This window comes from Bauldia sp., assembly GCF_965232525.1.
Taxonomy (GTDB): Bacteria; Pseudomonadota; Alphaproteobacteria; order Rhizobiales; family Kaistiaceae; genus Bauldia.
Genome location: NZ_OZ246980.1, coordinates 90782 through 115054 on the forward strand (window position 1 = coordinate 90782; position 24273 = coordinate 115054).

A 24273-nucleotide genomic window follows, 5' to 3' on the forward strand; every position below is an offset into this window, starting at 1 on the left:
ACCTGTTCGTGGTCACGACGCCGGCCTCCACGGCTCGAGCACGGCGTCGTCCGGGATCCGGTGCTTGCCCCGGGCCAGGGTGTGGCGCGGCGACCCGTCGGCGTTGGTGCCCAGGCACCGCCAGGCCGGCGGCGCGGTCACGACGTCGTCCAGGGCGTCGAGCCACCAGGCCAGGTGGCCCGGGTCGACGTTTCGACCCCAGGCGGCCCAGACGATCTCGGTGGCATCGATCGCGGCGGCACACGCGCCGACGTTGCGCCGCATTTCGACCCAAGCCGGTCCGTCGTTGCGCAATCCCGACCGCCAGGCGCGGCGCCATTGGTTCAGCCGCGGAATCGTTGACGCGATGTAGGGATTGACGTTGAGTTTGGTCAGCCCGCCAAAGCCCCAGCCCGCTGCGAAGGCCATCTCGCGGATCATGGTCGGATCGTCGCGCCGGCCGTCGGCCGTCGACGGGTTGCAGCCGACGATCGGTAGCATCGGGCCCGACCCCCAGCGCCGGCTGAGCCAGTACCGGCACGAACCGACGATTTCCGCCTCGCGCAGGATCGGCTCGGCGGGAGGCCGCTGTTTCCCGGTGGCGCGATCGGTGCCAGGCAGGACGAGCTGGGCGGTCACGCGGCGTCCTCTAAGGCGTCGAGATATGGCTTGCCCCAGCCGATCAGAAACGGGACGGCGATGCCGGTCCCGTGAACGTCACGCCAGAACCGCGCGAGGGCGTCGAAGTCGGTGAAGCCGTCGGCGACCGCGGTCATGGACGCTCCCGGACCACCACGCGACCGGCATTGTCGCCACGGGAGCCGCCGTAGAGGAGCTCGCGCCGCGACTCACCATGCAAGAAGAGCCCGTAGTCCTCGATCGTGACGGTGATGTCCCCGGCCGGCGTGCCGAACGTGACTCGCGAACGGGTTGGCAGCTTGATTGGTGCCTCATTTCGACGAGTCGGCAACGCGACGCTGATTTGGCCGGTTCCGCCGGCGCCGATCTCGGCAAGCGCGGAGTCCCGCTCACTCATCGCCCGTTCCAGCCGAAATCCCAAATCGGGGGTTTGAAGTGCAGCGCCTTGGTGTCCACGCCAGCGGCGTAATTCACCGGTCCGTCGTAGGGAGTGCCGCTCGTCGCATAGGGCCAACCGTAGTTCCCGCCGGCGACGATGAGGTTCAGTTCGTCGCCTCCGGCTGGCCCCATCTCGGTTTGCCACAGCACCTGCCGGCGATGATCGTATTCGAGGCCCTGGGGGCTCCGGACACCGCAGGCATAGATTGAATCAAGCACGGCCAACTGCGGCTTACCGCATGGATAGGTCAGATTCGATGTGCCTCCATCGCCGTTGAACGGATTGTCGGCGGGAGGTCCTTTACCATCAGGTTGCACCCGGTGAATCTTGCCCTCTGGGTGGGACAGGTCTTGTGCGCGTTTGTGGCGCTCTACCGGCAAATCGTTGGCCGCACCTTTGACACCGACCGAGAAAAGTAGATTCCCGGCGCCATCGAATGTAATTCTCCCGCCCAAGGTCAGTTCGGTTTCCTTAGTGTAGTGCCTCTTGTCAAATGCCCAGACCTCCTTGACGTCGATCAATTCGTTCCCGATCAACTTGCCGCGGATGATTTGGATCATTGATGTGCCCGGCCCCCAGCTACTTGGTGCGGTTTCGGGGCAAGGATCCTTCGGAAACGGGTTGCGCTGAGCTGTACGCCCGATCGCGATGAAGACTGTGTCGCGTTCTGATGGCTTCGGCGATGTTGCGATATCCAGCATCCAACCGTTTCCCCTCGGGAGCCCATGCTGAGTTTTGTTTTCAAAGCAGAAATCGTAGGCATTGATTTCCCGCACTTTGAGGGGGTCGATCGCGACCGGCACCGCGGTAGAAGAACCGGGTGTGATTACCTTGAGCCCGTGGCCACGGGTTGAGAGGAGGATTCGCCCATCAGGCAGCGGCTCAATCGAATACGGCCACGGTTCGCTGCCCGCCGCCACCGCCTCCAATGCAAACTTGTGGCCCTCGAACTCTGTGATTTTGCTTGAGTCCGGTTCCTGTAGACTATCGCTCAAAGAAGAGTTGATCTTCTCGCCGGGCGTAACAGCGCTTGTCGGCACGGGAAGACATCCGATGACCGCGGTGATCCCGACGACTGCAAATCTATTTGACATGCCGAACCGGTGCCTGCTGGTATCGGATCACGGTCCCGGATCGGCAGGGCGACCTGCTTGCAACCGAGAGCGACACGGCACCGTCGGTTGCGCCCGCGACTCACCCCCCTGTCACTTCTGCGACTCACCCCCCTGTCACTTCGGCGACTCACCCCCCCGAGTCGCATGGCGACTCACCCCCCGAGTCGTCTGGCGACTCAGGGTATGGAACGACCCTTTCTAAACGAGACCTTGTTTCACAAGGTCAGGTCGGTCCGAACCACACCAAGCGGCGACGATCGTCTCGATCAGACAAACCCCGGCCCGGCCAGCGCGACCTCTTGCCCGCCATCGACGCAGCGTCCGGGGCACGCGCGCCGCCCGGTCCCCGCCCTGCCTACCCGATCGCCGCCGACTGGACCCCGAACGAGATCGACCGGGCCTATGCCGAGACGGCAGGACTGTCGTCCGAAGCGATCGGCGCCGAGACCGAGAAATTCCGCGACCACTATCTCGGCCGCGGCGAACCCCGCGCCGATTGGTCGGCGCAATGGCGGACCTGGATCCGCCTTTCAATCGAGAAAGGAAGACGCGATGAGGGCACCACCACCCAACGTGGGGACTCCGAGGCCGAGCGCCTCGCCGATGCTTTCGAGGATCTGGCCAAGAACGGTCGAGGGTCGGCCGGATAGCCAGCGTTTGCCGGTGTTCCGGCACGGCCGGGGCCTCACCGAAGCGGAGCGGGACGAGCTGATCGAAACCAAGGCGGTGCTGACCGACTGGCTCGCCCCTGCCGGTCCGGCAACGATCGGCGCGCTGGTGCTGCCGGTCCTGGTCGCCTTCAAGGTCCGCGACACGGGCGAGGCCGCTTCGGCGCGCGCCCAGGCCTACGCCATCGGTTTGTCGCGCGTGCCGCTCAACGCCCTCGAGGAAACCTGCCGCGCCATCCTCGCCGGCGAAACCGATCTCGACCGCAGGTTCGCACCGACCCCGGCCGAGATCGCCGCCGTCGCCCGTGCCTACGCCGCCCCGGTCAAGGTCGACCTGATGCGGATCGACGCGCTGCTGGCCGCCGGCGAGGAATCCGCGCGACCCGACCAGGCCACCCGCGACAAGGCCGTCGGCGAACTCGCCGGTTTCGTCAACCGCGGGCGCGCGGCCCAGGCCGCGGTCGACCAGGCCGTGGCCGCTGCGACAGGCCATCAAGAGGCGAGGAGGGCCGAAGGTCCGACCGGGACCAGGGAAGAGGCGCGGAGGGCCGAAGGCCCGACCGGGACCAAGAAACTGGTACGGAGCGCCGAGGAACGGCGCGCCGCACGGGGTGCCGAGGCTACGGCACGGGACGAGCGGATCGCTGAGGAGCTGGCCGGCATGGACCTGCCCGCCGTGCCGTCCGCCAAACAGGGAGACCAGCGATAAGCGAATCTACGAAGGGCCGGCTGAGGACGACCTCACGCCTCACTTCACGAATACACTAGCATGTCGGGATCGCTGTTTATGCCCCACTCAGCTTCGAGACCGTAGCGGATCGCTGGAGGCAACGCGTCCCGCGGATCCCAGTCTTCCGCCGGTACAACTCCTACAACTGGTACGTACTCGGGAGTCTTCGGCCAAGCCTCCCAGGCGTCCTTAATCTGGTTCTCGACGCCGCTCGGCAGCGCAGACGCCGTCACGCCGTCGCCATTGGTGCCGTCGTTTGGAACGTGCCCGTTCATCTTGGTGATCAGATCGCCGATTTCGCTCCGTCTCAGGAAATGGTCGCCAGCGATAATAGCCTCGAACTTATGGTTGGTGTTGGTGAAGTAGTCCTTGAACACCATCTTGTCCTCGCTGCCGAGGAACTTGATCTTGAGATCGTCACCGGCTCTGTCGAACCAGATTTGCTCGTGGCTGTATCCATTGATCTCGATGACGTCGTGTTCGCCCGTGCCGACGCCCTTGTAGATCGTGTCGTGACCGTCGCCGGCGTTGAACACGATCCAGGACCCGAAGAGCCCGCCTGGGTCGTGGCCCGGCAAGTGGTACCCTACACCATCATCGTTGAAGAACAGCGCATCACCAGGGTCTTCACTCTTGCCGCCCCGATAAATGATATCGTCACCGCGACCGCCGACGATCAGATCGGCTTCGTTGTCGTCGTCGGAGTGGATGGTGTCGTCGCCTTCTCCACCGTACAACGCATCCCGCCATTCGCCGCCGCCAAGGTCGTCATTGCCGATGCCGCCGATCAGCGTGTCGCCGCCGTCGCCGCCGCGTAGCTTATCATCGCCATCTTGGCCCTCGAGCCAGTCGGCACCTGAGTTCCCCGAGATATCGTCGTGCCCCTTACCGGCGTAGACACGATCATTACCGCCGCCGGCCGAGATGGTGTCATCGCCGCCGCCCGCGGTGACCCAGTTGTCACGATCGCCAAGCGTCTCGTCGGCGTTCCCGCTGCCGAACGTGTAGCCTTTGATACCGTCGATGTTGATCGTCGAGCCGTCCGCGAAGACCAACTCTTCGATCTTGCGATTGCCGCCATCCTCGACGTCTTCGTAGTAGTTTTCGATGAGGATGTAGTCGTCGAAGTTGTGACGATCCGTGGCCAGGTTTTGCTGGTCCTGGTTCTCCAGGATCATGATGACGACGTGCCCGTCGACGGTGTCGATTGCGAGGTCCGAGTGGTCGATTCCAAAGCCTAAGGCAATCTTGTCCTCGCCCCCGTCGTTCTCCTTGATCCTGTCTCGGCCGTCGCCATAGTCGAAGGCGTAGGTGTCATTCCCGCCTTTGCCGAACATGTAGTCATCGTTGCGGCCACCGATCAGGACGTCGTCGGCGTTGTCTCCGGTGAGCCGATCGTCTCCGTCACGCCCATAGAGCCAGTGGCCCTTGTGATCGCCGCCGTCAGGGTCATGCGCGTCGAGAGTATCGTTTCCATCGGTCCCTTGCTCACCGTTCAGGATCCAACTGAACTCCATGGAGAAGCCGGAGGAGAGTGAGAGGTACTCGATGGGGCCCGCGTTGTTCGGACCCGCGTCGCCGATCTCGGTTATCTCGATCTTGGTGGATTGCGCTTGGCCGTCCGGCGTGAACAACTTGATGTACAGAGAGTCATTACTGCGTGTGACCGAAATATCGGTCAGCCAGATGCCACTGCCGAACAGGATTTGGTCGTAGCCAAGCTTCCCGACGTCCTCCTTAATCTTGTTGCCGAAACCGTCGCCCCAGGAGAAGAAGAAGGTGTCGCTGCCAGTGTGGCCGTTCATCACGTCGTCACCGGCGCCGCCGGCAAGGAAGTCGTTGCCGTCCTCCCCCCACAGCTCGTCGTTGCCGTTGCCGCCGAAGATGCGATCGTTGCCGGGACCACCGTTCAGGTTGCCGTCGTTGCCGTTGCCGCCGAAGATGCTGTCGTTGCCTTGGTTACCCCGCAAGCCGTCGTTGCCGCTTCCTCCGATCAGGACGTCGTCGCCAGCACCGGCGCCGATCGAATCGCCACCGTCGCCACCAACCAGAATGGTCGAATTGCTGCCGCCATCATGATCGCCCGTCGTCCCCTTGGAGACGTCCCTGACATCCATCACCAGGCCGTTGGTAAACACAAACGTCTCGATCCGGTCGCTTTCGTTCTCCCAGTTCTGGATGTTGACGCGGTTGTCGGTCTGGCTTGGCTTGGCAATGTCTCCCTGGCGGCCGATCCCGATCCTCAGCGCCCCACCGCTCATGTCAAACGACAAATCGCTGATGCTGATGCCATGGCCGAACACCAAGGTGTCGTCGCCGCCGGAGTCGATGATGTCGTCTTTTCCTTGGTCCCGACCGATGACGTAGACGTCCTTGCCGTCGCCGCCCTTCAGGGTGTCGTCACCGCCTCCGCCGGCAAGAACGTCATTTCCGTCTTCACCCTTCAGTGTGTCGTGACCGCTACCTCCAGCCAAGACGTCATCGCCCCCGCCGCCCTCAAGGATGTCGGCATTTTTTCCCCCGTCCAATACATCGTCGCCGGCGCCACCGTAGAGCTTGTCGTTGCCGATACCGCCGAGAAGCATATCGTTGTCGGCATGGCCCTGGATGGTGTCATCGCCGCCACCGCCGCTGACATAGTCGTGGCCTTCGGCGCCCTTGAGGGTGTCATGGCCGTTGTTGCCGAAGATGATGTCGTTGCCCTTGGCGCCAGTGATGGTATCGGCACCCTTGCCGCCGTCGGCGATCCAGGCCCGATCGAGGCCGATGTCGTCAAGGACGACGCTGTTGTTGTTGTCCGGGTTGCCGAAGACGTGAATCTTGGCATTGTGAATGTCGAGAATGGTGCCGTTGGAGAAGGTGAGCAGCTCGACGAAACGCGAGTCGTCGTAGTTCCCCGACACCTTCCAGTCCACGATCGTGATCTTGTTGTCCGGATCGCCACCGTTCTCGCCAGGGATGGTGATGATGAAGTCATTGCCGTCCCGCTCGAACTGCAGATCCTCCGGCGTGATGTCCGACCCGAAGACGATCACGTCCCGGCCGCCATCCGTCTCATTGGACTCGACAATCGTGTCAATCCCGTCGCCGCGCTGGAACAGATAGATGTCCGAGCCCTTGCGTCCCACCAACTCGTCATCGCCCTGGCCACCGTCGATGATGTCGTCGCCGCCGGCCGCGTCCAGGAGGTCGTTGCCGCCGAGCCCCGCCAGTATCGTGCCGATCTTGTGGCCTTCGTCGTCGACAAAGGTTTCGGCGTAGATCTCATCGTCGCCCTGGGTGCCGACGCCGCCCTCGAAACCGAGGTCGGCGAGCTTGAGGATACGGGTGCCGGTTGGAACCGGGTCGTCTGCACCGCTGGCGATTATCAGCAGGTCGAAGCCGTCGCCGCCGAGCACGTCGCCAAGGTTGCTGGCGTCTGAACCGATGTCGTCGGCGAGGTCGGCAACAATGATGTCGTTGCCATCGTTGCCGCGGATCGAGTCGGCGCCGGCGCCGCCATGGATGTAGTCGTGGCCGTCCTTTCCGCGCAACGTATCGTCGCCATCGCCCCCGATGATGTAGTCGGATTTTTTGCCTCCGGTCAGTGAGTCGTTCCCATCGCCGCCGTTGATGTACGCTCCGAAGGTCGGTCGCTCGACGTTGCCGTGAACGCTCCCGTCGTACTCCGCCGTCACGACGTCATCGCCGACACCGCCATAAAAGGCTTCGACCTCGGCCTTCACCATGTCGAGGGTGACGCCGCCGTCGCGTTCCACCAGAACAATGTCGTAGCCGAGTTGGCCCTTGATCAGAGTGTCATCGGAGTCGACGATCAGGATGTCGTCCCCGCGGCCGCCCTTGAGCTCGTCCGCGCCCACTCCGCCATCCAACATGTCATCGAAGTCACCACCGGTGAGTTTATCGTCTCCCCCGCGGCCAAGCATTTGCCAGGGTTCTTCCGTCCCGGCCACCTTGACGTCGTCGCCGGAATCCCCGTCCCACTGTTTGCCGCCGCCTTCGAACGAGATCGTGTTGGTCTCGTCGTTGCGCTTGATGCCCAGGTCGTTGTAGGCGAACGACATGTCATAGGCAGTGGTATTCGAGCCGTTTTGGAGCGTGACGGCTGCCGTACCGAATATCATCGAACCGTCACGAAGGCGCACTGCGGGCTCGGCGTCGTCACGTTGTCCGTCACCGTCGGCATCAACCAGGGCGTCGGGATCCAGATAGTCGACCGCGGTAGCGTCGATCTCCTTGACGATGTTGGTGAGACGCTGGACTTCCTCGTGCTGGACCTCACCGTCGAGATTCTTGTCTTGCCAGATATACAGCTTGCCGCCGTTGCCGCCGGCGGAGCCGTTCAGTTCGTCTTCGTCGAGGACGCCGTTGTCGTTGTCGTCGAACTTCTTGAGCAAGACATCGAGGTCGGTGGCGCCGTCAACACCCTTGGTCAGGACGATCTCGCCGGTCGAAACACCACCGCCGTTCATGAACCCTTCGTCGTCGACGGTGATATTGCCGGTCTTGTCCCAGACAACGATTCCTTCGTCTGGACCAACCCAGGCGGTTCTCTCCGCATATCCATCCCCGTCGAAGTCGTAAAAGACCGGCGACATGTGCCGATCCAGGAAGACAAGACCGTCCTCCTGAACCTCGGACCCGGTTGGCCCAAGATCGATGACCAGCGGCAATGTCCCCTCGTCCGCGGCCTCTTCCTGAGAGGCATCGTCCTCATTTGTCTCGTCGTGGCTGTTGCCTGGCCCCGGGTCATCCGAGTGCTCATGATCCTCCGGAGGTGGTGGCTCCTCCGTCGGCATGCCGGGCTCCTGGCTTTTTAGGTTTTCCTCCTCAAGTTGGGTGACGGCGTCATCACCGAAAGCATCCGACCAATCGACTTGGTCCGTCACCCCCCTAAGGTGCTGAATATGGTTCTTAACGTCTTCGGGGATCTCCGGCCTTTGCCTCTGGGACTCTGGCACAAACAGTGACGACAACTCCTCGGTACCTGTTACATCACCGAGATGAGGGTAACGCGCATGCCACCCCCCAGGCCACATGTCATATACCTGAATAGCGGCCCAATAATTGTCGTTGTCGAACTGATCTTCGTTTATCTGTTCTATATATGCCTCTGGCAGGCCCGCCGGCGTTGCATCCATTATTGGATTGTATCCGGTAGTTAGTCCCGTACCCTTCTCGATGCCAAATTCAATCGACTTTCGTATGATTTTTGTCCCCGTTTGCTCGACAACATTGCCTCCCACTTCATCACACTCCTGTTCTACATTCTCGTTTATACTTGCGCGCGACTCACGCTTCGCATCTAGTTCAAACTTCCGCATAAATCGACAAGATTGCTTGCACTACTCCTTACGACAGCGGCTTCATCATCGACAGACACTATTTGATACAATTTCTCCGACCGAATAAAGTCGAGCTTTATCTGTACCGGCTCTTCATATTGAAATCGCGATATTATGTAGTTTGCACCGCGAGGTATTGTTATTGAGGGCGCTGTCTCCGAATAAGGAACAGTATCGTCAGTTACTATATTGCAGACGTTTGTAATATCACGGCACGTCAAATTTTCTGTCTCACCGGAACATAACGAAACCGATTGTTGGCGAACTTGAATAACGTCACCCGGTTGACCTGCAAGAACGCCAAAGACCCGATCGCGATATAGATCGTCAACGCCGTAGGCGATAGCATCTATTGCAAGAACCAAGCTGAACGGCGTTGGTTCATCTTGGTCTGTATCGTATGTGATTTTTGCTCCCGCTGGTGCGATCGGTGAAAAAGAATTTGCGGCGAGATAAGTTGCGCGTAATTCAGCTTGTGCAGCGGTCGCGAATAGTAAAGCGACTGATAGCGATGCAAGGACTCTAGTGGCCAATGATGTCATTATTCTTCACGTGGCTCCTGGACTTGAATTGCTACTAACTAGTTCGTGATCATGACACAACGACGCTCTAGCGCTGTGCCACGCGGTCGACACGACGGACTTCGCCCGCCGACCGTACTAGCGGCTCGGCACTCAAGTAGCGCTGTAATTGTCAGGAAGGGTGTAGATCGGACAATGTAATGACCCCTATCTTTGCCCGGCGCCGATAGTTTCTCTATCGGTCGCAGGAGCCAACTACATCGCCCATTGCGCGCAAACTACGCGACGCACGGCGATTGTCAAGCGCGTGCACTCATGAATTGCATGCGACACGCTGTCCGGCGTCACCGACGCTTTTCACGTTCACAACCGACGCCTCGCCTTTCTAGGATTGTCATCCTAGCGTTGCTTGACCAACGTTCCGGATTCGTTCTTGACTCCGCGGCCATGCCGCTCACCGACGATCCCCTCGCCTTCAACGTGTTTCTCGGCCTGAACAAGGGCCTGAAGCGGATCCGCCGCGACGTACGGCGTGACCTGAGCGAGGAGCAACGCAAGCGGATCGCCGAGGCGATCGTCGACCACCTGCGCCGCTCCAATTGGCGTTTCGAGCGTGGCCCGCCGGCGGTCGGCGCCGGCGCGATCCTGACCGGTGCCCTGGCCAAGGACGACGAGGAGTCTTGAGGCGCAGCGCGCGATCTCAGGTCGGTCCTCCCGCAGGTCGCTCGTCGGCTCCGGTCCCTCGGTTGACTATTTCTTCCGAATGTTTGAAGAATGGGTCAAGGGTCGTCGATTCGGCGGTTCCGTACGCACGAAACAACGGGGCACCCCATGAGGGTCTTGTTTTGGGTCTTGATAGCCGTTTCATATCTGGCCGCCGGCTGGGCGCTGGTGGCTGCCAACCTGACACAACACGCCGCCGCAACGATGATCGGTATCGCGGGTGCATTTGGAGGCTCGTGCGTGTGGTTCGCGGCGGTCGCCATGCATCGCCTACTTCGTGGTCGGCACGACGGGCGAGACGAACCTTCGGTCCATTGGGCTGGCGTAGAGAACGCAGCCCGGCCGCCGACGCTGGCGGAAGCGCTTTTGGCCCTCGCCACTCCCACGGGAATGACGGAAGCGCTGATCGGAGACGCCGAGGAACGATTCAAATCGAATGTACTCCGGGTTGGCGCTCGGCGTGCGCGAATGCTCTACCGAGTGGCAGTCTTGAAGTCATTGGGCCCGCTGATGTGGGCTGCGGCGAAGCGGATCGGATTGCTCGCGGTTCTCGCCGACGCCTACCGCCGACTCTTCAGCTGAGACCGGCTGCGGCGGGGGCCCAACGCCCGATGATGATTGACGACGGGTCATATTTTTTCTATAAGATAGAAGAAATAAATGAGGAGAAACGACCACATGAGCTTCAGCACGTTGGAACAGCAGATCATGCTGGCTGCACTTCGGCTGCACCCCAACGCTTACGGTGTGTCGATCCAAGACCTGATTGCCGACAAGACGGGGAAATCGCCATCGTTCGGGTCGATCTACGCCGCGCTCGAACGCCTCGAGGGAAAGGGGTATCTCACAAGCCGGCAAGGCGAGATCACGCGAGAGCGCGGTGGCCGAGCTAAGCTCTACTTCACGGTGACCGGCCAGGGGCAGACCACGCTGCGACAAGCATTGTCGGAACTGGACAATCTGCGCAGGGACACTGGCCTAGCGGAGTTGCCGGCAACATGAAGGATCCAGAGCGCCTCAAGATCGACTACTCAGTTCTGGCACGCGGTCGAAGCCGCCTCTTCGCGAGTAGGCGGGCTGCACGACAATTGGAGCTAGACATCCTGCGCGATGCAATTTCCGAGAGCGAACGGCGGCTGACTGAGATGATGCGTACGGCTGAGGAGTTGAGCGAATGGGTGGAGCGGCGCCGCGAGCAGCGCGCTGTCAGGCCGAAAGCGCTGGTACCAGCGTTCCCCGAGACAGTCTTGGCGCTGGTGGCGCCAAACGAGCAGGTGAATGCGGTCGTCGGCGACGCAAGCGAGCGATTTCACGACAATGTTGCCCAGTTCGGCGAGACACGTGCTCGTCGCCTGTATTGGATAAGCACAGTGAAGTCGGTTTGGCCGCTGATCTGGAGTGCAGCAAAACGACTCGGTTTCGTCACCCTGCTGATCCAGACCATCCGTCGCGTGCTCGGCTAACGGCCACCACCCGTTACGATCAGCTCCGGTGAGCGCTTCGGTGCACGGCCGTGGCCGGGCAGCGTATAGGTGACCGTGCCGGATTCGATCGTGAACCGGTCGAACACGGCGCGCGTCTCCGGCACGTCGTTGACGGTGAGGATGAATCGGCCCTTGAGCACGGCGAGCCGGTCGGCGACCTCGGCAAATGCGTCGCGGTCGAAGAGGCCGCGTCCGTAGTAGTGCTCCGATCCGTGATAGGGCGGATCGAGATAGAACAGCGCCTCGGGCCGGTCCCAGCGATCGAGGAATGCCCGCCAGTCCAGGCATTCGATCCACACCCCCTGCAGCCGGTCGTGCGCCGCCTCGAGGAGCGGCACCAGCTTGGTCAGGTCAAACCGGGGCGGACCTTGCGTGTCGACCCCGAAGTTCCGGCCCGCGACCTTGCCACCGAACGCGAGCCGCTGGACGTACAGGAACCGTGCGGCGCGCTGCAGATCGGTGAGCCGCTCCGGGTCCTGACCGAGCAGCCGCTCGAACTCCGCCCGGCTCACGACCTGCCATTTCAGCATGTCGAGGAAGGCCTGGTAGTGGTTCTGCAGCACCCGGAACAGACAGGCCACGTCGCGGCTGATGTCGTTGAGGGCCTCGACCTTCGGTGCGGCGGTCCGGCGGAAGAACACGCCGCCCATGCCGGCGAAGACCTCGCCGTAGATCCCGTGCGGGATGGTCTCGATCCTGGCGACGATCGTCTTCGCGAGTTGCTTCTTGCCGCCGACATAGCCGGCGACGGGCTTGGCCCGCGGTACCGGGGTCAGGGTGAACGCATCGTTTTCGGGATCATGAGAATCCGATCGGTTGTGTTTAGGCATGAAAAACTCGGGATTCGGCCGGCCTGCTGTGTCGAGTCTTGTGGTCTATGAAGGCGCGGCGTTCCCGGAGTGGAAAGGTGATCTGTTCGTCGGCAGCCTGATGGACCAGACGGTTTACTGGATCAGGCCTAAGTTTGGGCCGGATGGAGGCTTGCAGGTTAAGGCGGGGTGTGTGGCCGAGCTGATCAGTGGTCTTGCCAGGGTGCGCGACATCGAAGTCGACCGAGGCGGTGAGATTCTCTTGTTGCTTGAGAACAACCGAGAATGGATGGTCGTTCGAATAAGGAATGCGGACTGAGTTCCGTCACGTTGGCAGGTCGGAAATTCTGAGCGAACCACGACGGCCACCTTCGCAGGAGCCGAACCGCGAGGACCGGAGTGAATCGCCTTCCGCCAGATCGGGTCGATGCCCTGATTCGCCGTTTCGAGGCGGGCCTAAGCGATCGTGCCACGGCGGCCGCGGCCGGGGTTTCCCGTGAAACGGTGCGCCGATACCGGCGCCTGTGGCGCGCCGACCGGCCACACAACGGATCCGTGCTCGCTCTGGATCCCGCCACGGCAGCCGCGTTGTCCGCCGAGGCGTCGGCTCGCGGCGAGACGCCGTCGGTCCTGGCCGCACAGGTTCTCGCCGCGGTCGTCGATCAGGATCTGGTCGGCGTTGTGTTGGCTTGAGCTACGGTGAACCGGGAGGCAGGCTTGCGTAGTTCACGCCCATGATCGAAGGTGGCCAGTATCATGAGCCAATTGGTCGATGACTTAACAGCTCTGTCAGCTGTGCCTGGAGACTCGAGCGAATTTGATGATTGGCTCAACTTGAGCGACGCGATGGCGTTTCTCAAGAAGAACGCTCTGAGCGATGAGATCGTGATCTACGCCGTCGTCCCTAGTGCCTTTATTCACGGTGTGTTGGCCCCAAGGGGGCCCATCGTCAGTCCTGATATCGACGACTTGCTGGCGTGGAGCGGCAACCCGGCATCGTCTTGGGGGATTGTTCACTCGGCGGATACTGTAGAAATCCAACCGCCTCTGTCCGATTACGGTAGCAAAACGCTTGCGGCGGGTGAGCAGATCATCTTCTCGCGCAGTTTGCCAGACGTCCCTCAGCGCGGAGACTACATCGAGATTTCGCAAGCCCTGAGCCACCTTGCGGGACTCCACTACATTGCTGAGCGCGACGCTTGGTGTCGACTCAATCGTCACGGTGATCTGGTGGACATGCTTCGTGTGGTCCATCTGCCCCCTTCGCAGGGCCAGAGTTGGGGGGGCACCGCGGTTGTGATCAAAGCCCGAGTTCTGGAGGCTTACGCCACACTCCAAGATGCCGGTTTGGTCCGCATGTTTGATTTCTCCAGGCATCGACCAGGCACGTTGCCGAAATGGGGGGCACAGAGCGAGATCAGGCGGCTCCAGAGCGATCTCCACTATCGCTTCGCATTGGTGCAAGGACAAGCAAGCTACGCGAGGGGCGTTCAGATCAGTTTCTTCGACATGACGCGGGAGTCGGCTGCACGCCTATTGGCCGGGGGTGGTCCGGCGGCATCCCGGCAGTATGCCACATTCATCGCCCACGACTGGCGGCACGATCGCGTTCAAGAGATCTGCTGCTCGCCAGGAAGCTTGGCGAACTACTTCGTCGAGTCAGACTTGCCGTATGAGATGTCGCCAGCCTTTTTCAGGCCGGAAGTCTTGCTTAAGTATAAATCAGATAGGGAAAAATATAAATTGAACGAGCGGTCCGTCAGTTGCCGTGGAGCGTGGCACCTCCGGACGTTCGACGTCAATGATGCTGGCCAAGTCCACACGTATCTAGGTTATCTCGGCCAACTTCCATATGAGGAGCAGCTTCATTGGAAGCAGTATAATGAGTGGCCAAGATCGCCTATTTCAAAGCGAGCTCGTTTGACAGATTTTGAGGGAGAATTTTTCCTTGGGGAAAGCAACCCACTCCAAGAACTAAAAAACACACTGTCAAACATGGATCGACGCCGGGTGCCATGGTGGACGTGTCGTTCCAATGATCTAATCGAGAAATCCAACTACCCGTTCACGACATCGCCCGAGGAGTGGGCGGAGGAGGTCCTGATCCTCGATCAGCTGGTCGTTGAAGGGTTCAGCGAGAGATGGCTGCGCAAGAGGGCAACCGAGCTGGGTCGATCGCCGCGTGCCCAGTTTCGCTCTCTCAAACTCGTCGAAGAATGTCTCGTCGGGATGGACTTCGAAGACGACCACGCGAGCCATATCGTCAGGCCTCTTCACGACCTGCACGGCCTGCGAAACAAGCTCAAGGGCCACGCCTCAGGCCAATCCGCTCAGTCCATTAAGTCCTCGGTGCTGGCTCAGCACAAGAGCTACCGCGATCACTTCAGGCACCTTGCTGGCGAATGCAATGAGGCCATTGGGATAATCGACGAGGCGTTCAGTAGCTCCACGCCAGATTCCGACGAGCAGCGGTCGGATGATGGCTAATTCGAGGTCGACGGCATGAGTTCGGTCTGGATCAGCGTTGGCGTGTTCACCGGGCTCTGGGTGATCGCGGCGGTCGCGTTTTGGTGGCCGGCGCCACGTCGCGGTTGAGGTCGCGGCTCAAAGCGTAGGCGACGTGACGGGCCGGGTGTTGACTTGAACCGGGAAGCACATCGTCTATGCTCACGTCGGGTTGTAGGAGACAAGTAGCGCTACCATGCCGGAGCAATCGAACATCCGAAAGAAGGCGACCTGGGCGGCTATCGTTGTGGCGGTCCTGGCGGTTGCGGCGTTCGTACTCGACCGTTGGGGGCCATTGAAAGACTGTTTTTTTGGGAGGACCGGAAGCCTGGAAATGACTTGGGCGGGCGACGACGCGCCAAGGAGAGTGGGCGAGGGATTTCGATCGTACTCCGTTGAGATCATCTCTGGATCGGCCGGTTTTCGCGCAGCCGCAAATCAAGGGGCTCTCAACAGGCCAGATAGCGTTTTGCTCCTGCTGTTGTCGAACTCAGCTTATCATTCAATCGCGTGGCGGAAGGCGTTCTTTTGACTAGAGCAAACCCTTCGTCGGTCCAGCTTTGCGATCGTCGCACTGCGATGATAGATAAACTCCTGCCGCATCGCTGATTTTTCGGTTGGTCCTTGACCGGAGGGCCGTACCGCTGGGAACGACGAAAGACCGCGCCTCGACCGATTGGACCGCCGATCGGCTGCGCGACCTGGCCGGGCGGGCCAGGGCCTTGGTCCGCACCGCTGTGCTGACCGACGCCGCTCTGCCCGACCCCGATCGCCGCTACACGGCCGGGCCGCGCTGCGCCCTGCCCGAGTCGGCGCCCGATCCCAACCTCGCCTATGACGCCGAAGGCGCCCGCGCAGCAACGGCTCGAGCGGCCCGTTTCAAGCCGAGCCGAGTCGACATCGAGCGCTGCCCCCAGGTCATGGCGTGGCTCGCATGGTTGAAAACCCAGAACGACGGCCGCCGCGACGTCGAGATCATCGTGCGGCGCGCCTTCGGTACGCCGATGTGGAAACTGGCGAGCCGGTTCGGCCGGTCCGATGAAACGATCCGCCGATGGGAGGCCGGCGCCTACGCCGCAATCGTCAACCGCTACTGGCGGGACATCGAGCGGCTCGCCGGCGAGACGCCACCATGACCGCCGCCGTTGCTATGGAACCGACGCCGGCGATCGACCCGAGCGCCGCGGTGCGCCGTGTCGTGGAGCTCGTCGCCGCGGCCCGAGCGCTCCCGGCCGCCGCGCTGCTCGGGGCTGGTCGGCGACCCTCCCACGAGGCCTGCCAGGCCCGCCGGACAGCGATGTACTTGGCCGCGGTCGCGCTCGAGCTCCCGTTTCACGCAGTGGGCCGCGCCTTCGGCTGCGACCGCTCGACGGTCGGTGTGGCCGTGCGCGCGATCGAGGACGAGCGCGACGATCCGTCCTTCGACGCCTGGCTCAACGACCTGGAGCTCCTGCTAGGAGGTGAATCCTAGACTGCATTACATATCGCATTACATTTCGGCATACGTCCCGCGCGTCGCCTTTGGCTAAATCCCGGTTTTCTGCCGATTATCGCCACCCCTTCAAAACTGGCCGAATCCCTGTCTCTCCGCCAGTTGGCGTTCTAACTATCTGTTTTTATAACAAAATTCTTAACTTCGGCCTTCTTACCCTAACGGCTACCCTAATACCGATCCAAACAAACGGACCGCTCCTAGTGGTGCGCGGGTGGACTGCGCAGTCGAAGGCTTGATCGTCTTTTGGGGGACACGAGCGCGCGATCCGAATAGCCACGACACATCAGCGATGATCGGTCTTGCTGCGTCGCGAAGATTGGACGAGATCCTCACCGGATCGGCGGTTTTCGAAAAGACCGATACTGACTAAGTAGTCGGTTAGCGCCATCCGGACAGCTTCCGGACGCGACATGTCTCCGTCCTGGTCGGCTGTGAATTGGTCGAGGCAGGCGAGCAATTTGGGCTGAAAGCGGACACCAACGAGCTTCCCTTTGCCGGTCGGCGCAGGACCCCGACGCTTCTTCTGTGGCGCGGCTTTCGGAGGCGACATCAAACCGTGTTAACACGGTAACGGTCGGAAAGAAAGAAGTGGCTTTAGGCTCGTCTGGCTGCGACGCCGGGCAACCCCTACACGTTCGCCTTGCCACAGGCAGATCCGAAAGCCCAGCAGCCCGAGGTGGTTCTTCAAACCCACCAAGGCGGTCCGGTCCACCAACGATCTTCGCAATCATGAAAGCCTGCGAAACCCTGGTCACGCTGCCCATCGCTCGGCAAGCGCCTCCGCTTGTTGCAGCACGGTTTGAACTGCCGCGTCTTGAAGATCGGGCGGATATCCATGCTTGCGGAGGATGCGCTTGACCAAGATCCGCATGCGCGCCCGCGTAGAACCCCGATGTTGCCAGTCCACCGAGGCAGTGTTTTTAAGGCTTTTCAGCAGTTCTTGAGCAATAACCTTTAGATGTGTGTCGCCCATCGCCTCGACGGCGCTCTCGTTCTGGGCCAAGGCGTCGTAGAAGGATATCTCCTCCCGGCTGAGCCCTTCCTCCTCCCCGCGTTGGTGCGCGGCACGGACGTCCTTGGCGAGGTTAATCAGCTCCTGAATGACTTCCGCCGTTGTGATGGCATTGTTGTGGTATCGGCCGATCGCCTCCTCCAGCCGCTCGGAGAAGGCGCGTGTCTGGACGACGTTGACCCGGCTCCGTGAGCGAATCTCGCCTTTGATCAGCTTGCGCAAGGCCTCCATGGCGAGATTCTTCTTCTCCATCCCCTGAACCTCGGCCAGGAACTCGTCGGAGAGGATGGAGATGTCCGGTGTCTCCAGCCCAGCGGCTTCAAGAATGTCGACAATCTCCGTCGAAACGACGGCACGGCTGACGATCTGCTGGACGGCCAAGTCGCGCTCGGCCGAGGTCTTGCCCTCGCCAGGCGCGCTCTTGGCGAGCGCGGCGCGCGCGGTCTGGAAGAATCCAACCTCGTCGCGGATGCGCCGCGCATCGTCGCTGGCTGCGGCGAGCGCGAACGCCCCGGAGAGCGCCAGCACCGCGTCGTCGAAGCGCCGATGCGCGCGCTTCTTACCGTCCTCGGTCGTTTCCTCGGCCGCCTCGCGCTGCTGCATACCGAGGACCCACTCGATCGCGCCCGCAAGGGCTGCGAGCCGTTCCTTAGGCGTGCCGCTGAGCCCGGCTCGGTAGTCGAAACCGTGGAACATCTCGCTCACGATTTCATACTTCTCCAGCATCACAGCAACAGCCTCGGCCTCATCGATACCCGCGTGCTTCTGGTCATCTTGGGAGTACTGGCTGAGGGCCGATTTCAGGTTCTGAGCGATACCGATGTAATCCACGATCAGCCCGGCGGGCTTGTCGCGGAATACGCGGTTCACGCGCGCGATCGCCTGCATGAGCCCATGTCCGCGCATCGGCTTGTCGATGTATATCGTGTGCATGCTCGGCGCGTCGAAGCCGGTCAGCCACATGTCGCAGACGATCACCAGCTTGAGCGGGTCCTCTGGGTCTTTGGCCCGCTTAGCGAGCAGCTCCCGGCGCGCCTTGCCGCCGATATGCTGCTGCCACTTGCTCGGGTCCGACGCCGCACCGGTCATTACGATCTTGAGGACGCCGCCCTCATCATCTTCGCTATGCCATTCAGGGCGTAGTCTGATGATCTCGTCGTAGAGCGCGACACAAATCCGGCGGCTCATGCAGACGACCATAGCCTTGCCGTCCATGCCGACGACGCGGTTCTCGAAGTGCTCTACAAGGTCTTTAGCAACCATGGCGAGGCGCTTCTCGGCTCCGACGACGGCCTCGACGTTCGCCCATCTGCGCTTGAGCTTTTCCTGATCGCCCTGAGCTTCGTCCTCGGTGAGGTCGGCAACCTCATCGTCGAGTGTCGGCCTCTCGTCTTCGTCGAGCTCGATGCGAGCAAGGCGGCTCTCATAGTAGATCGGAACCGTCGCGCCGTCCTCAACGCCTCGGTTGATGTCATAAACGTCGATGTACTCGCCGAACACGGCCGGCGTGTTCACGTTTTCCATCTCGATCGGCGTACCGGTGAAGCCGATAAAGGAGGCGTTCGGCAGGGCGTCGCGGAGGTGTTTGGCGAAACCGTGCGCTATCTCGCCCGTCTTTCGGTTCACCCGCGCCCGAAAGCCGTACTGGCTGCGGTGCGCCTCGTCGGCGATGACGACGACGTTCCGCCGATCGGTGAGCAGCGGATGGTCGGTCTCGCCGCGCTCGGGCGAGAACTTCTGGATAGTCGTGAAAACGACACCGCCAGAAGAACGTGTGAGAGCCTTCCGCAAGTCCTCTCGGCTGTCAGCCTGCTGCGGGGTCTGGCGGAGCAGATCACGGCACATGGAGAAGGTGCCGAAGAGCTGATCATCGAGGTCGTTGCGGTCGGTGATGACCACGACGGTTGGGTTCTCCATGGCCGGATGGGCGATGATCTGTCCGGCGTAAAACGCCATGAGCAGGCTCTTGCCGGAGCCCTGGGTATGCCAGATGACACCGACTCTTCTGTCGCCGGCCGGCTGTTCGTCTGTACTGGGGAGGCCATAATCGGTCGGGTCTTCGCTCATCCCCGGGGCGTTATGATCGACGGCAGCGACAGCCGGCATTGCGCGCAGTGTCGAGCGCACGGCGCGCTGGACCGCGTGGAACTGGTGATACCCGGCCACGATCTTGACGAGGCCCGAGCCCGTATCCCCAAAGACGGTGAAATCCCGGACCAGGCTCAGGAACCGTGTCTTCTCGAACACGCCTTCGATGATGGTCCCGAGCTCCGGCGTGCCCTTCGGCGCAACAACAGAGCCGTCCACGGTGCGCCAGGGCATGAACCGTTCGAGATCAGCGGTCAGCGACCCAACGCGCGCCATGATCCCATCAGAGGTGACCAGAATACCATTGGTGCGGAACAATGACGGGATCTGGTCCTTATAGGTTTGGAGTTGGTTGAAGGCTCCTTCCAGGGTGGCGTTCTCGTCGCCGGGGTTCTTCAACTCGATCACAGCCACGGGAAGCCCATTCAGGTAAACGACGAGGTCGGGTCTACGTTGGTTGCCACCCTCGATAACTGTGACCTGCGAGACAATCAGCCAGTCATTCAGGCCTGGCTTTGCAAAATCGACTAGGCGGATCGTATCACCTCGGATCGTCCCCTCGGGTTCGTAATACTCAACCTCAATGCCAGTGACCATCAGATGATGAAGACGACGATTCTCTTCGATAAGCGTCTGGAACTGTGATCCGACCACGGACCTGATCGCGTCGTCCCGCGCCTCCAGTGGGATTTCCGGGTTCAACCGTTCGATTGCAGTAATCAACCGCTTGTTCAGGAGTGTATCACCGTAGCTTTCACGCTCCGGTGCTGAACCATCAGGTCCAATCACTGCGTCGCTGCTTGTTGCGTAGCCTAGCTCTCTAAAGAGCTGGAGCGCATGCTCCTCCAATTCCGCTTCTGACAGAAAGGCCATCACGCCAGCTCGCTGTGGTCGGCACCAGCATTCGCAAGAACCGCTTCGGCATCCCGGGACGCATTGGCCGCTTGCTTGTACGCTTGGCGATCGACGCCGAAGAGCAGCTCCGACGCCAGGACGGAGACTTCGACTCCATCGCCGGTAGGCAAAGCTACGATCACTTGCAGCACGCCGTCATCGTCGACGGCAGCGCTCAGGCTCGTGTGCTTGTCGACCAGATCGTTGGTTCTCGCAAATCGATCATAGGGTTCCAGTGTTCGAGCCGGGTCTGGTTCGCGCTCCAGATAAGCCTCATGAAGAAATGTGACGATCGCGTCTGCGGCGAGCAGTGCGGCACGCCGATGATGAGCGGAGAGCTTCTCGATGAAGGCGTCCTTGCCGTGAGACAGCGTCCCTGCTTCGTTCCTGAGGACGCGCAAAGCCTCCGATAGCTTGTTGTGTTCTCTGATCAGGTTTGCGAATGCCCGGTCGCGCACTTCGCCAAGATCTAGAAGGCGCGTTGCGGTTCCGAGGAGCTTGGCCAGTGGCGGATCGGCTTCAGTTGGCTTCAGAGGTGCAGCAGGATCGTCGAGCTCGTCGATGAGCGTTCGGCAGGCACATTCCACGATCGCCTTTGCGGCGTCGATGCACGCGTCCTGCCCCTCAGCAAACTCTTGCTCCATCGTCACGAAAGTATGCTGGAGCATGGGTGCATGCTGCCAGTGTGCGCAGAAGCGTTTGATGCCGGGATACCAGGCCTCAGTCATCAGGCGCGGGCCTCCACAGCTTTCTCGGCTACCGCCAAGTGGACGTCGCCGGACATGAGCTTGGGGAGGAGGAGGTCGCGGGTCTGGGTTAGGGTGCGGGTCTCTCTTGTCAACGCCAGTTGGCGAGCCTCGATAGAGGTTGTGAGCGCTTCAAAGCGGGAGCCCAGAACTTGGTCCGGAACCGTGAGCTGGATTTCCCTCAGAGTCGTACTCGGCCTCGCGATTGCTGGTACGCCAGCTCCTGAAGAGCTTGCTAGCCAAGCCGACTGCCCTAATTCACTTTTAAAGAAGCGGTAGACATACAACTTACCTACTTGGTTTGTGTCTACAGACAGTAGTAGCTGGCTCTGCGAGACAACATACTCGGCGTATCTGGCTCCCAGCGGAATCCTTCCGACCTGACCTAGCGTTCCCCGATGGGTGAACACAATGTCTCCAGGTCTTGCGATAGACCTTGAGAGTTCAGTCTTCTTCGCCTCATTCAAAAAAACAAAATCATCATCGACAAAACCATTCGAGAGATTCTTCCCGCGGATTACGGGTGTTCCGGCATCGACGAAATTGTCCTTCTTGATGCGAGACCCGAACGGTCCCATAGCTATCCGCGCCGCAATCTCAGCGATGCTCGTTGTCCGCCATCCAACGGGCTTGCCCTCGTCGTCGAGGGCATCGGGGAATAGGTCCCATAGATGGTGAGCAAGGTAGGGCGCACGGCCTTCGACCTTGGCGCGGGTAGGGCCGAAATCGACAAACCAGTCCTTGAAGATCGCCCGGGCCATCGCCTCCAGCGTCTCGTTCATCCGCCCGTTCAGCTCGATCTTGTCGTCAAGAACAGCCAGAACCGATGCGATTTGGTTCTGCTGCTCTCTTTTGGGCCAAGTGGCGGGCGCGTTCCTTAGGATTCCGAGATTGATATGAGGAACACCCGTCTGAATCGTCGATGTCTCAACATAGTCGGAGAACTGCGGAGATTGCAGGAAGTAGAAGACGAAATCACGGTCCGCTTTCTGATGAGGGACGCGGACTGCCATTTGGCTTTGCGAAATCACGTACTTATTAAAGCCGCCATGCTCTGGAACAATTGCTACTTGACCAAGCGTACCTCGCTGCGTGACGATAATGTCGCCCGGTTGAGCAAGATTGCTGCGTAGGTCGGCTTCTAGTTTTTCTTCACTTACAAAGGCGAAATCACCGCCGAGCCAACGCCCGGCAGATACCATGTTTGATCCCCGAATTACCGGAACGCCCTTGTTTACATAGTCCTTTTGGGTGAGCTTTGATCCAAAAGGGCCGCCTATCACGTTTTGTGCGCCGCCGAGCTGTTCTTCAAGCGTGGTCATAGATGGCTAGCCTCTTCCAGTTTCGTCTGGATAAGGGCGCTCAGCTCTACAGCTTCCGCGAACTGCTCCGCTAGCGTCTCCTTCAGCTTCGCGAACCGTTCCTCGAACGGCACGTCGTCGGCCTCAGCTGCCGCCGCGCCGACATAGCGGCCCGGCGTCAGGATGTGGTTGTGCCCTCTGATCTCCGCCAGCGTCGCAGCCTTGCAGAAGCCCGGCACGTCCTCGTAGGCGTCCGCGTCCGGCTCGCCGCGCCAGGCGTGGTACGTCTCGGCGATCAGGTCGATCTCCTCTTCGGCGAACTCCTTGCGGGTGCGGTCGACCATGTGCCCGAGCTTCCGGGCGTCGATGAACAGGACTTCGCCGCGTCGATCTCTCCACCCGTTGCCAGGGTTCTTGTTCCGCGCCAGGAACCACAAGCAGGCGGGAATCTGGGTCGAATAAAAGAGCTGCCCCGGCAGGGCGATCATGCAGTCCACCACGTCGCCTTCGACCATGGCGCGGCGGATGTCGCCTTCGCCGGACTGGCTCGACGACATGGAACCGTTGGCGAGCACCACGCCCGCCGTACCATTCGGGGCGAGATGATGGTGAACGTGCTGGAGCCAGCCGTAGTTGGCGTTCCCCACCGGCGGCACGCCGAACGTCCAGCGCGCGTCCTCGCGCAGCCGATCGCCGCCCCAGTCGGAGATGTTGAAGGGCGGATTGGCGAGGACGAAGTCGGCCTTGAGATCGGGCAGCTCTCCTTGTGGAAGCTGCCCTCGTTGTTCCAGCGGATGTCGGCGTCGATGCCACGCACCGCCAGGTTCATCTTGGCGAGCCGCCAGGTGGTGTAGTTGCTCTCCTGCCCATAGATGGCGATGTCGCCGATGCGCCCGCCGTGCTCCTCGACGAACTTCTCGGACTGGACGAACATGCCGCCGGAGCCGCAGCAGGGGTCGTAGACTCGGCCTCCCTTCTTCAGATCACTGTAGGGCTCCAGCATCTCCACCAGCAGCCGGACGACGGAGCGCGGCGTGTAGAACTCGCCGCCGCGCTTGCCCTCGGCACCGGCAAAGCCGCCGAGGAAATACTCGTAGACGCGCCCAAGGATATCCCGGGAGCGGTCTGCTTCCTCCGCCATGCCGATCCCACTCACCAGATCGATCAGTTCGCCGAGCATCACCTTGTTGAGCGCCGGGCGGGCGTAGTCCTTTGGCAGCACGCCCTTGAGCGAAGCGTTGCTGGCCTCGATTGCCAGCATGGCGTCGTCGATATCTTTGCCGATCGTGGTCTGCTTGGCCTTGGCCTGTATGTGCGGCCAGCGGGCCTCCTTCGGCACCCAGAAGACATTTTCGGCGAGATATTCCTCCGGATCCTCCGGGTCGGCCAACTCCTCCTCGAGCAGCCCGGCCCGCTTCGCCTCGAAAGCGTCGGAGATGTATTTGAGGAAGATCAGGCCGAGGACGACGTGCTTATAGTCAGACGGCTCCATGTTGCCGCGCAGCTTGTCCGCCGCGGCCCAGAGCTTTGCCTCGAAGCCGAGGTTCGCGCCGTTGCCGTTGCGTTTCTCGACACTTGATTTTGCAGACCCGGTCCCGCGCATCAGACATGCTCTCCCCACAATCTTTCAGTGAATATCAGGGATCGTGTCTACTCGACAACGGCTGCTGGGGAGTAGACTCAAGGGTCCACTGCAGCCTGACACAAACTCTTCGTTGCCGCGCTGGATCAAGCCGCGGGACCATCGAATTGATACCCTCGGCGGGCAACGACCGGGCCG

22 protein-coding genes and 1 pseudogene are annotated in these 24273 nt (G+C 61.1%); 11 read left to right on the top strand and 12 right to left on the bottom strand.

Annotated elements, in window-relative coordinates; all coding sequences use genetic code 11:
* Positions 1-12: 12 nt before the first annotated feature.
* From ACO076_RS00410 to ACO076_RS00425, 4 genes are read right to left on the bottom strand one after another with little or no spacing between them, the layout of a single operon-like run.
* Positions 13-618, bottom strand: coding sequence for a DUF1643 domain-containing protein (locus ACO076_RS00410; RefSeq protein ID WP_421724766.1), 606 nt, complete (start codon positions 616-618; stop codon positions 13-15).
* Entirely contained in the window at positions 615-755 is a 141-nt protein-coding gene (locus ACO076_RS00415) for a hypothetical protein (RefSeq protein ID WP_421724767.1), read from the bottom strand. The genes ACO076_RS00410 and ACO076_RS00415 overlap by 4 nt, the downstream gene beginning before the upstream one ends.
* On the bottom strand, positions 752-1015 hold the full coding sequence (locus ACO076_RS00420) for a hypothetical protein (RefSeq protein WP_421724768.1): 264 nt from the start codon (positions 1013-1015) through the stop codon (positions 752-754). The genes ACO076_RS00415 and ACO076_RS00420 overlap by 4 nt, the downstream gene beginning before the upstream one ends.
* Complete coding sequence (locus ACO076_RS00425; RefSeq protein WP_421724769.1) at positions 1012-2097, bottom strand: PQQ-dependent sugar dehydrogenase; 1086 nt, start codon at positions 2095-2097, stop codon at positions 1012-1014. Before ACO076_RS00425 ends, ACO076_RS00420 begins: the two co-directional genes overlap by 4 nt.
* A gap of 374 nt (positions 2098-2471) precedes the next feature.
* Between ACO076_RS00425 and ACO076_RS00430 the strand changes: the two genes are divergently transcribed.
* Complete coding sequence (locus ACO076_RS00430) at positions 2472-2822, top strand: hypothetical protein (protein ID WP_421724770.1); 351 nt, start codon at positions 2472-2474, stop codon at positions 2820-2822.
* A gap of 7 nt (positions 2823-2829) precedes the next feature.
* Positions 2830-3549, top strand: a complete 720-nt coding sequence (locus ACO076_RS00435) for a hypothetical protein (RefSeq protein WP_421724771.1) — start codon at positions 2830-2832, stop codon at positions 3547-3549.
* 44 nt (positions 3550-3593) lie between these two features.
* On the opposite strand, the gene ACO076_RS00440 is transcribed toward ACO076_RS00435, so the two are convergent.
* Positions 3594-8369, bottom strand: coding sequence for a calcium-binding protein (locus tag ACO076_RS00440; protein ID WP_421724772.1), 4776 nt, complete (start codon positions 8367-8369; stop codon positions 3594-3596).
* A gap of 506 nt (positions 8370-8875) precedes the next feature.
* Positions 8876-9457, bottom strand: coding sequence for a hypothetical protein (locus ACO076_RS00445; RefSeq protein ID WP_421724773.1), 582 nt, complete (start codon positions 9455-9457; stop codon positions 8876-8878).
* A 426-nt stretch (positions 9458-9883) separates the two neighbouring features.
* On the opposite strand from ACO076_RS00445, the gene ACO076_RS00450 reads away from it, so the two are divergent.
* From ACO076_RS00450 to ACO076_RS00465, 4 genes are all read left to right on the top strand, one after another.
* Positions 9884-10120 carry a hypothetical protein gene (locus ACO076_RS00450; protein WP_421724774.1) on the top strand — a complete coding sequence of 79 codons (237 nt, stop codon included), beginning with the start codon at positions 9884-9886 and terminating at the stop codon, positions 10118-10120.
* Between the two features lie 147 nt (positions 10121-10267).
* The gene (locus ACO076_RS00455; protein WP_421724775.1) at positions 10268-10741 is read left to right on the top strand and encodes a permease prefix domain 2-containing transporter; all 474 of its coding nucleotides are present in this window, start codon (positions 10268-10270) and stop codon (positions 10739-10741) included.
* Between the two features lie 96 nt (positions 10742-10837).
* A complete protein-coding gene (locus ACO076_RS00460) occupies positions 10838-11161 on the top strand; it encodes a PadR family transcriptional regulator (RefSeq protein WP_421724776.1) in 324 nt (107 codons plus the stop codon).
* Positions 11158-11622 carry a permease prefix domain 2-containing transporter gene (locus tag ACO076_RS00465; RefSeq protein WP_421724777.1) on the top strand — a complete coding sequence of 155 codons (465 nt, stop codon included), beginning with the start codon at positions 11158-11160 and terminating at the stop codon, positions 11620-11622. The genes ACO076_RS00460 and ACO076_RS00465 overlap by 4 nt, the downstream gene beginning before the upstream one ends.
* On the opposite strand, the gene ACO076_RS00470 is transcribed toward ACO076_RS00465, so the two are convergent.
* Positions 11619-12473, bottom strand: a complete 855-nt coding sequence (locus ACO076_RS00470) for a DNA adenine methylase (RefSeq protein WP_421724778.1) — start codon at positions 12471-12473, stop codon at positions 11619-11621. The two genes, ACO076_RS00465 and ACO076_RS00470, sit on opposite strands and share 4 nt — an antisense overlap.
* On the opposite strand from ACO076_RS00470, the gene ACO076_RS00475 reads away from it, so the two are divergent.
* The 5 genes from ACO076_RS00475 to ACO076_RS00495 all read left to right on the top strand — a co-directional run bounded on the left by ACO076_RS00475 (position 12472) and on the right by ACO076_RS00495 (position 16428).
* Positions 12472-12771: a PQQ-dependent sugar dehydrogenase gene (locus ACO076_RS00475; RefSeq protein WP_421724779.1), complete on the top strand. Its 300-nt coding sequence runs from the start codon at positions 12472-12474 to the stop codon at positions 12769-12771. The two genes, ACO076_RS00470 and ACO076_RS00475, sit on opposite strands and share 2 nt — an antisense overlap.
* Positions 12772-12851: 80 nt before the next feature.
* Positions 12852-13145, top strand: coding sequence for a helix-turn-helix domain-containing protein (locus tag ACO076_RS00480; protein ID WP_421724780.1), 294 nt, complete (start codon positions 12852-12854; stop codon positions 13143-13145).
* 63 nt (positions 13146-13208) lie between these two features.
* A complete protein-coding gene (locus tag ACO076_RS00485; RefSeq protein ID WP_421724781.1) occupies positions 13209-14939 on the top strand; it encodes a hypothetical protein in 1731 nt (576 codons plus the stop codon).
* A gap of 635 nt (positions 14940-15574) precedes the next feature.
* Positions 15575-16093, top strand: a complete 519-nt coding sequence (locus ACO076_RS00490) for a DUF6362 family protein (RefSeq protein ID WP_421724782.1) — start codon at positions 15575-15577, stop codon at positions 16091-16093.
* On the top strand, positions 16090-16428 hold the full coding sequence (locus ACO076_RS00495) for a helix-turn-helix domain-containing protein (protein WP_421724783.1): 339 nt from the start codon (positions 16090-16092) through the stop codon (positions 16426-16428). The genes ACO076_RS00490 and ACO076_RS00495 overlap by 4 nt, the downstream gene beginning before the upstream one ends.
* 775 nt (positions 16429-17203) lie before the next feature.
* Here ACO076_RS00495 and ACO076_RS00500 read toward each other — a convergent pair.
* The 5 genes and pseudogenes from ACO076_RS00500 to ACO076_RS00520 form a co-directional block, all read right to left on the bottom strand.
* Entirely contained in the window at positions 17204-20425 is a 3222-nt protein-coding gene (locus ACO076_RS00500) for a type I restriction endonuclease subunit R (protein WP_421724784.1), read from the bottom strand.
* Entirely contained in the window at positions 20425-21174 is a 750-nt protein-coding gene (locus tag ACO076_RS00505; protein ID WP_421724785.1) for an abortive infection family protein, read from the bottom strand. Before ACO076_RS00505 ends, ACO076_RS00500 begins: the two co-directional genes overlap by 1 nt.
* On the bottom strand, positions 21174-22514 hold the full coding sequence (locus ACO076_RS00510; RefSeq protein WP_421724786.1) for a restriction endonuclease subunit S: 1341 nt from the start codon (positions 22512-22514) through the stop codon (positions 21174-21176). The genes ACO076_RS00505 and ACO076_RS00510 overlap by 1 nt, the downstream gene beginning before the upstream one ends.
* Complete coding sequence (locus tag ACO076_RS00515) at positions 22511-23338, bottom strand: N-6 DNA methylase (protein ID WP_421726639.1); 828 nt, start codon at positions 23336-23338, stop codon at positions 22511-22513. The genes ACO076_RS00510 and ACO076_RS00515 overlap by 4 nt, the downstream gene beginning before the upstream one ends.
* Positions 23314-24096 (bottom strand): annotated as a pseudogene (locus tag ACO076_RS00520) (type I restriction-modification system subunit M); the annotation flags it as partial. The pseudogene ACO076_RS00520 and the gene ACO076_RS00515, both read right to left, overlap by 25 nt.
* Between the last annotated feature and the right edge of the window lie 177 nt (positions 24097-24273).

Bases quoted from the DNA above. Each gene is read 5' to 3' on its own strand.
- ACO076_RS00415 (WP_421724767.1), bottom strand. From the start codon at position 755: ATGACCGCGGTCGCCGACGGCTTCACCGACTTCGACGCCCTCGCGCGG.
- ACO076_RS00420 (WP_421724768.1), bottom strand. From the start codon at position 1,015: ATGAGTGAGCGGGACTCCGCGCTTGCCGAGATCGGCGCCGGCGGAACC.
- ACO076_RS00440 (WP_421724772.1), bottom strand. From the start codon at position 8,369: ATGCCGACGGAGGAGCCACCACCTCCGGAGGATCATGAGCACTCGGAT.
- ACO076_RS00445 (WP_421724773.1), bottom strand. From the start codon at position 9,457: ATGACATCATTGGCCACTAGAGTCCTTGCATCGCTATCAGTCGCTTTA.
- ACO076_RS00450 (WP_421724774.1), top strand. From the start codon at position 9,884: ATGCCGCTCACCGACGATCCCCTCGCCTTCAACGTGTTTCTCGGCCTG.
- ACO076_RS00455 (WP_421724775.1), top strand. From the start codon at position 10,268: ATGAGGGTCTTGTTTTGGGTCTTGATAGCCGTTTCATATCTGGCCGCC.
- ACO076_RS00460 (WP_421724776.1), top strand. From the start codon at position 10,838: ATGAGCTTCAGCACGTTGGAACAGCAGATCATGCTGGCTGCACTTCGG.
- ACO076_RS00465 (WP_421724777.1), top strand. From the start codon at position 11,158: ATGAAGGATCCAGAGCGCCTCAAGATCGACTACTCAGTTCTGGCACGC.
- ACO076_RS00475 (WP_421724779.1), top strand. From the start codon at position 12,472: ATGAAAAACTCGGGATTCGGCCGGCCTGCTGTGTCGAGTCTTGTGGTC.
- ACO076_RS00470 (WP_421724778.1), bottom strand. From the start codon at position 12,473: ATGCCTAAACACAACCGATCGGATTCTCATGATCCCGAAAACGATGCG.
- ACO076_RS00485 (WP_421724781.1), top strand. From the start codon at position 13,209: ATGAGCCAATTGGTCGATGACTTAACAGCTCTGTCAGCTGTGCCTGGA.
- ACO076_RS00495 (WP_421724783.1), top strand. From the start codon at position 16,090: ATGACCGCCGCCGTTGCTATGGAACCGACGCCGGCGATCGACCCGAGC.
- ACO076_RS00500 (WP_421724784.1), bottom strand. From the start codon at position 20,425: ATGGCCTTTCTGTCAGAAGCGGAATTGGAGGAGCATGCGCTCCAGCTC.
- ACO076_RS00505 (WP_421724785.1), bottom strand. From the start codon at position 21,174: ATGACTGAGGCCTGGTATCCCGGCATCAAACGCTTCTGCGCACACTGG.
- ACO076_RS00510 (WP_421724786.1), bottom strand. From the start codon at position 22,514: ATGACCACGCTTGAAGAACAGCTCGGCGGCGCACAAAACGTGATAGGC.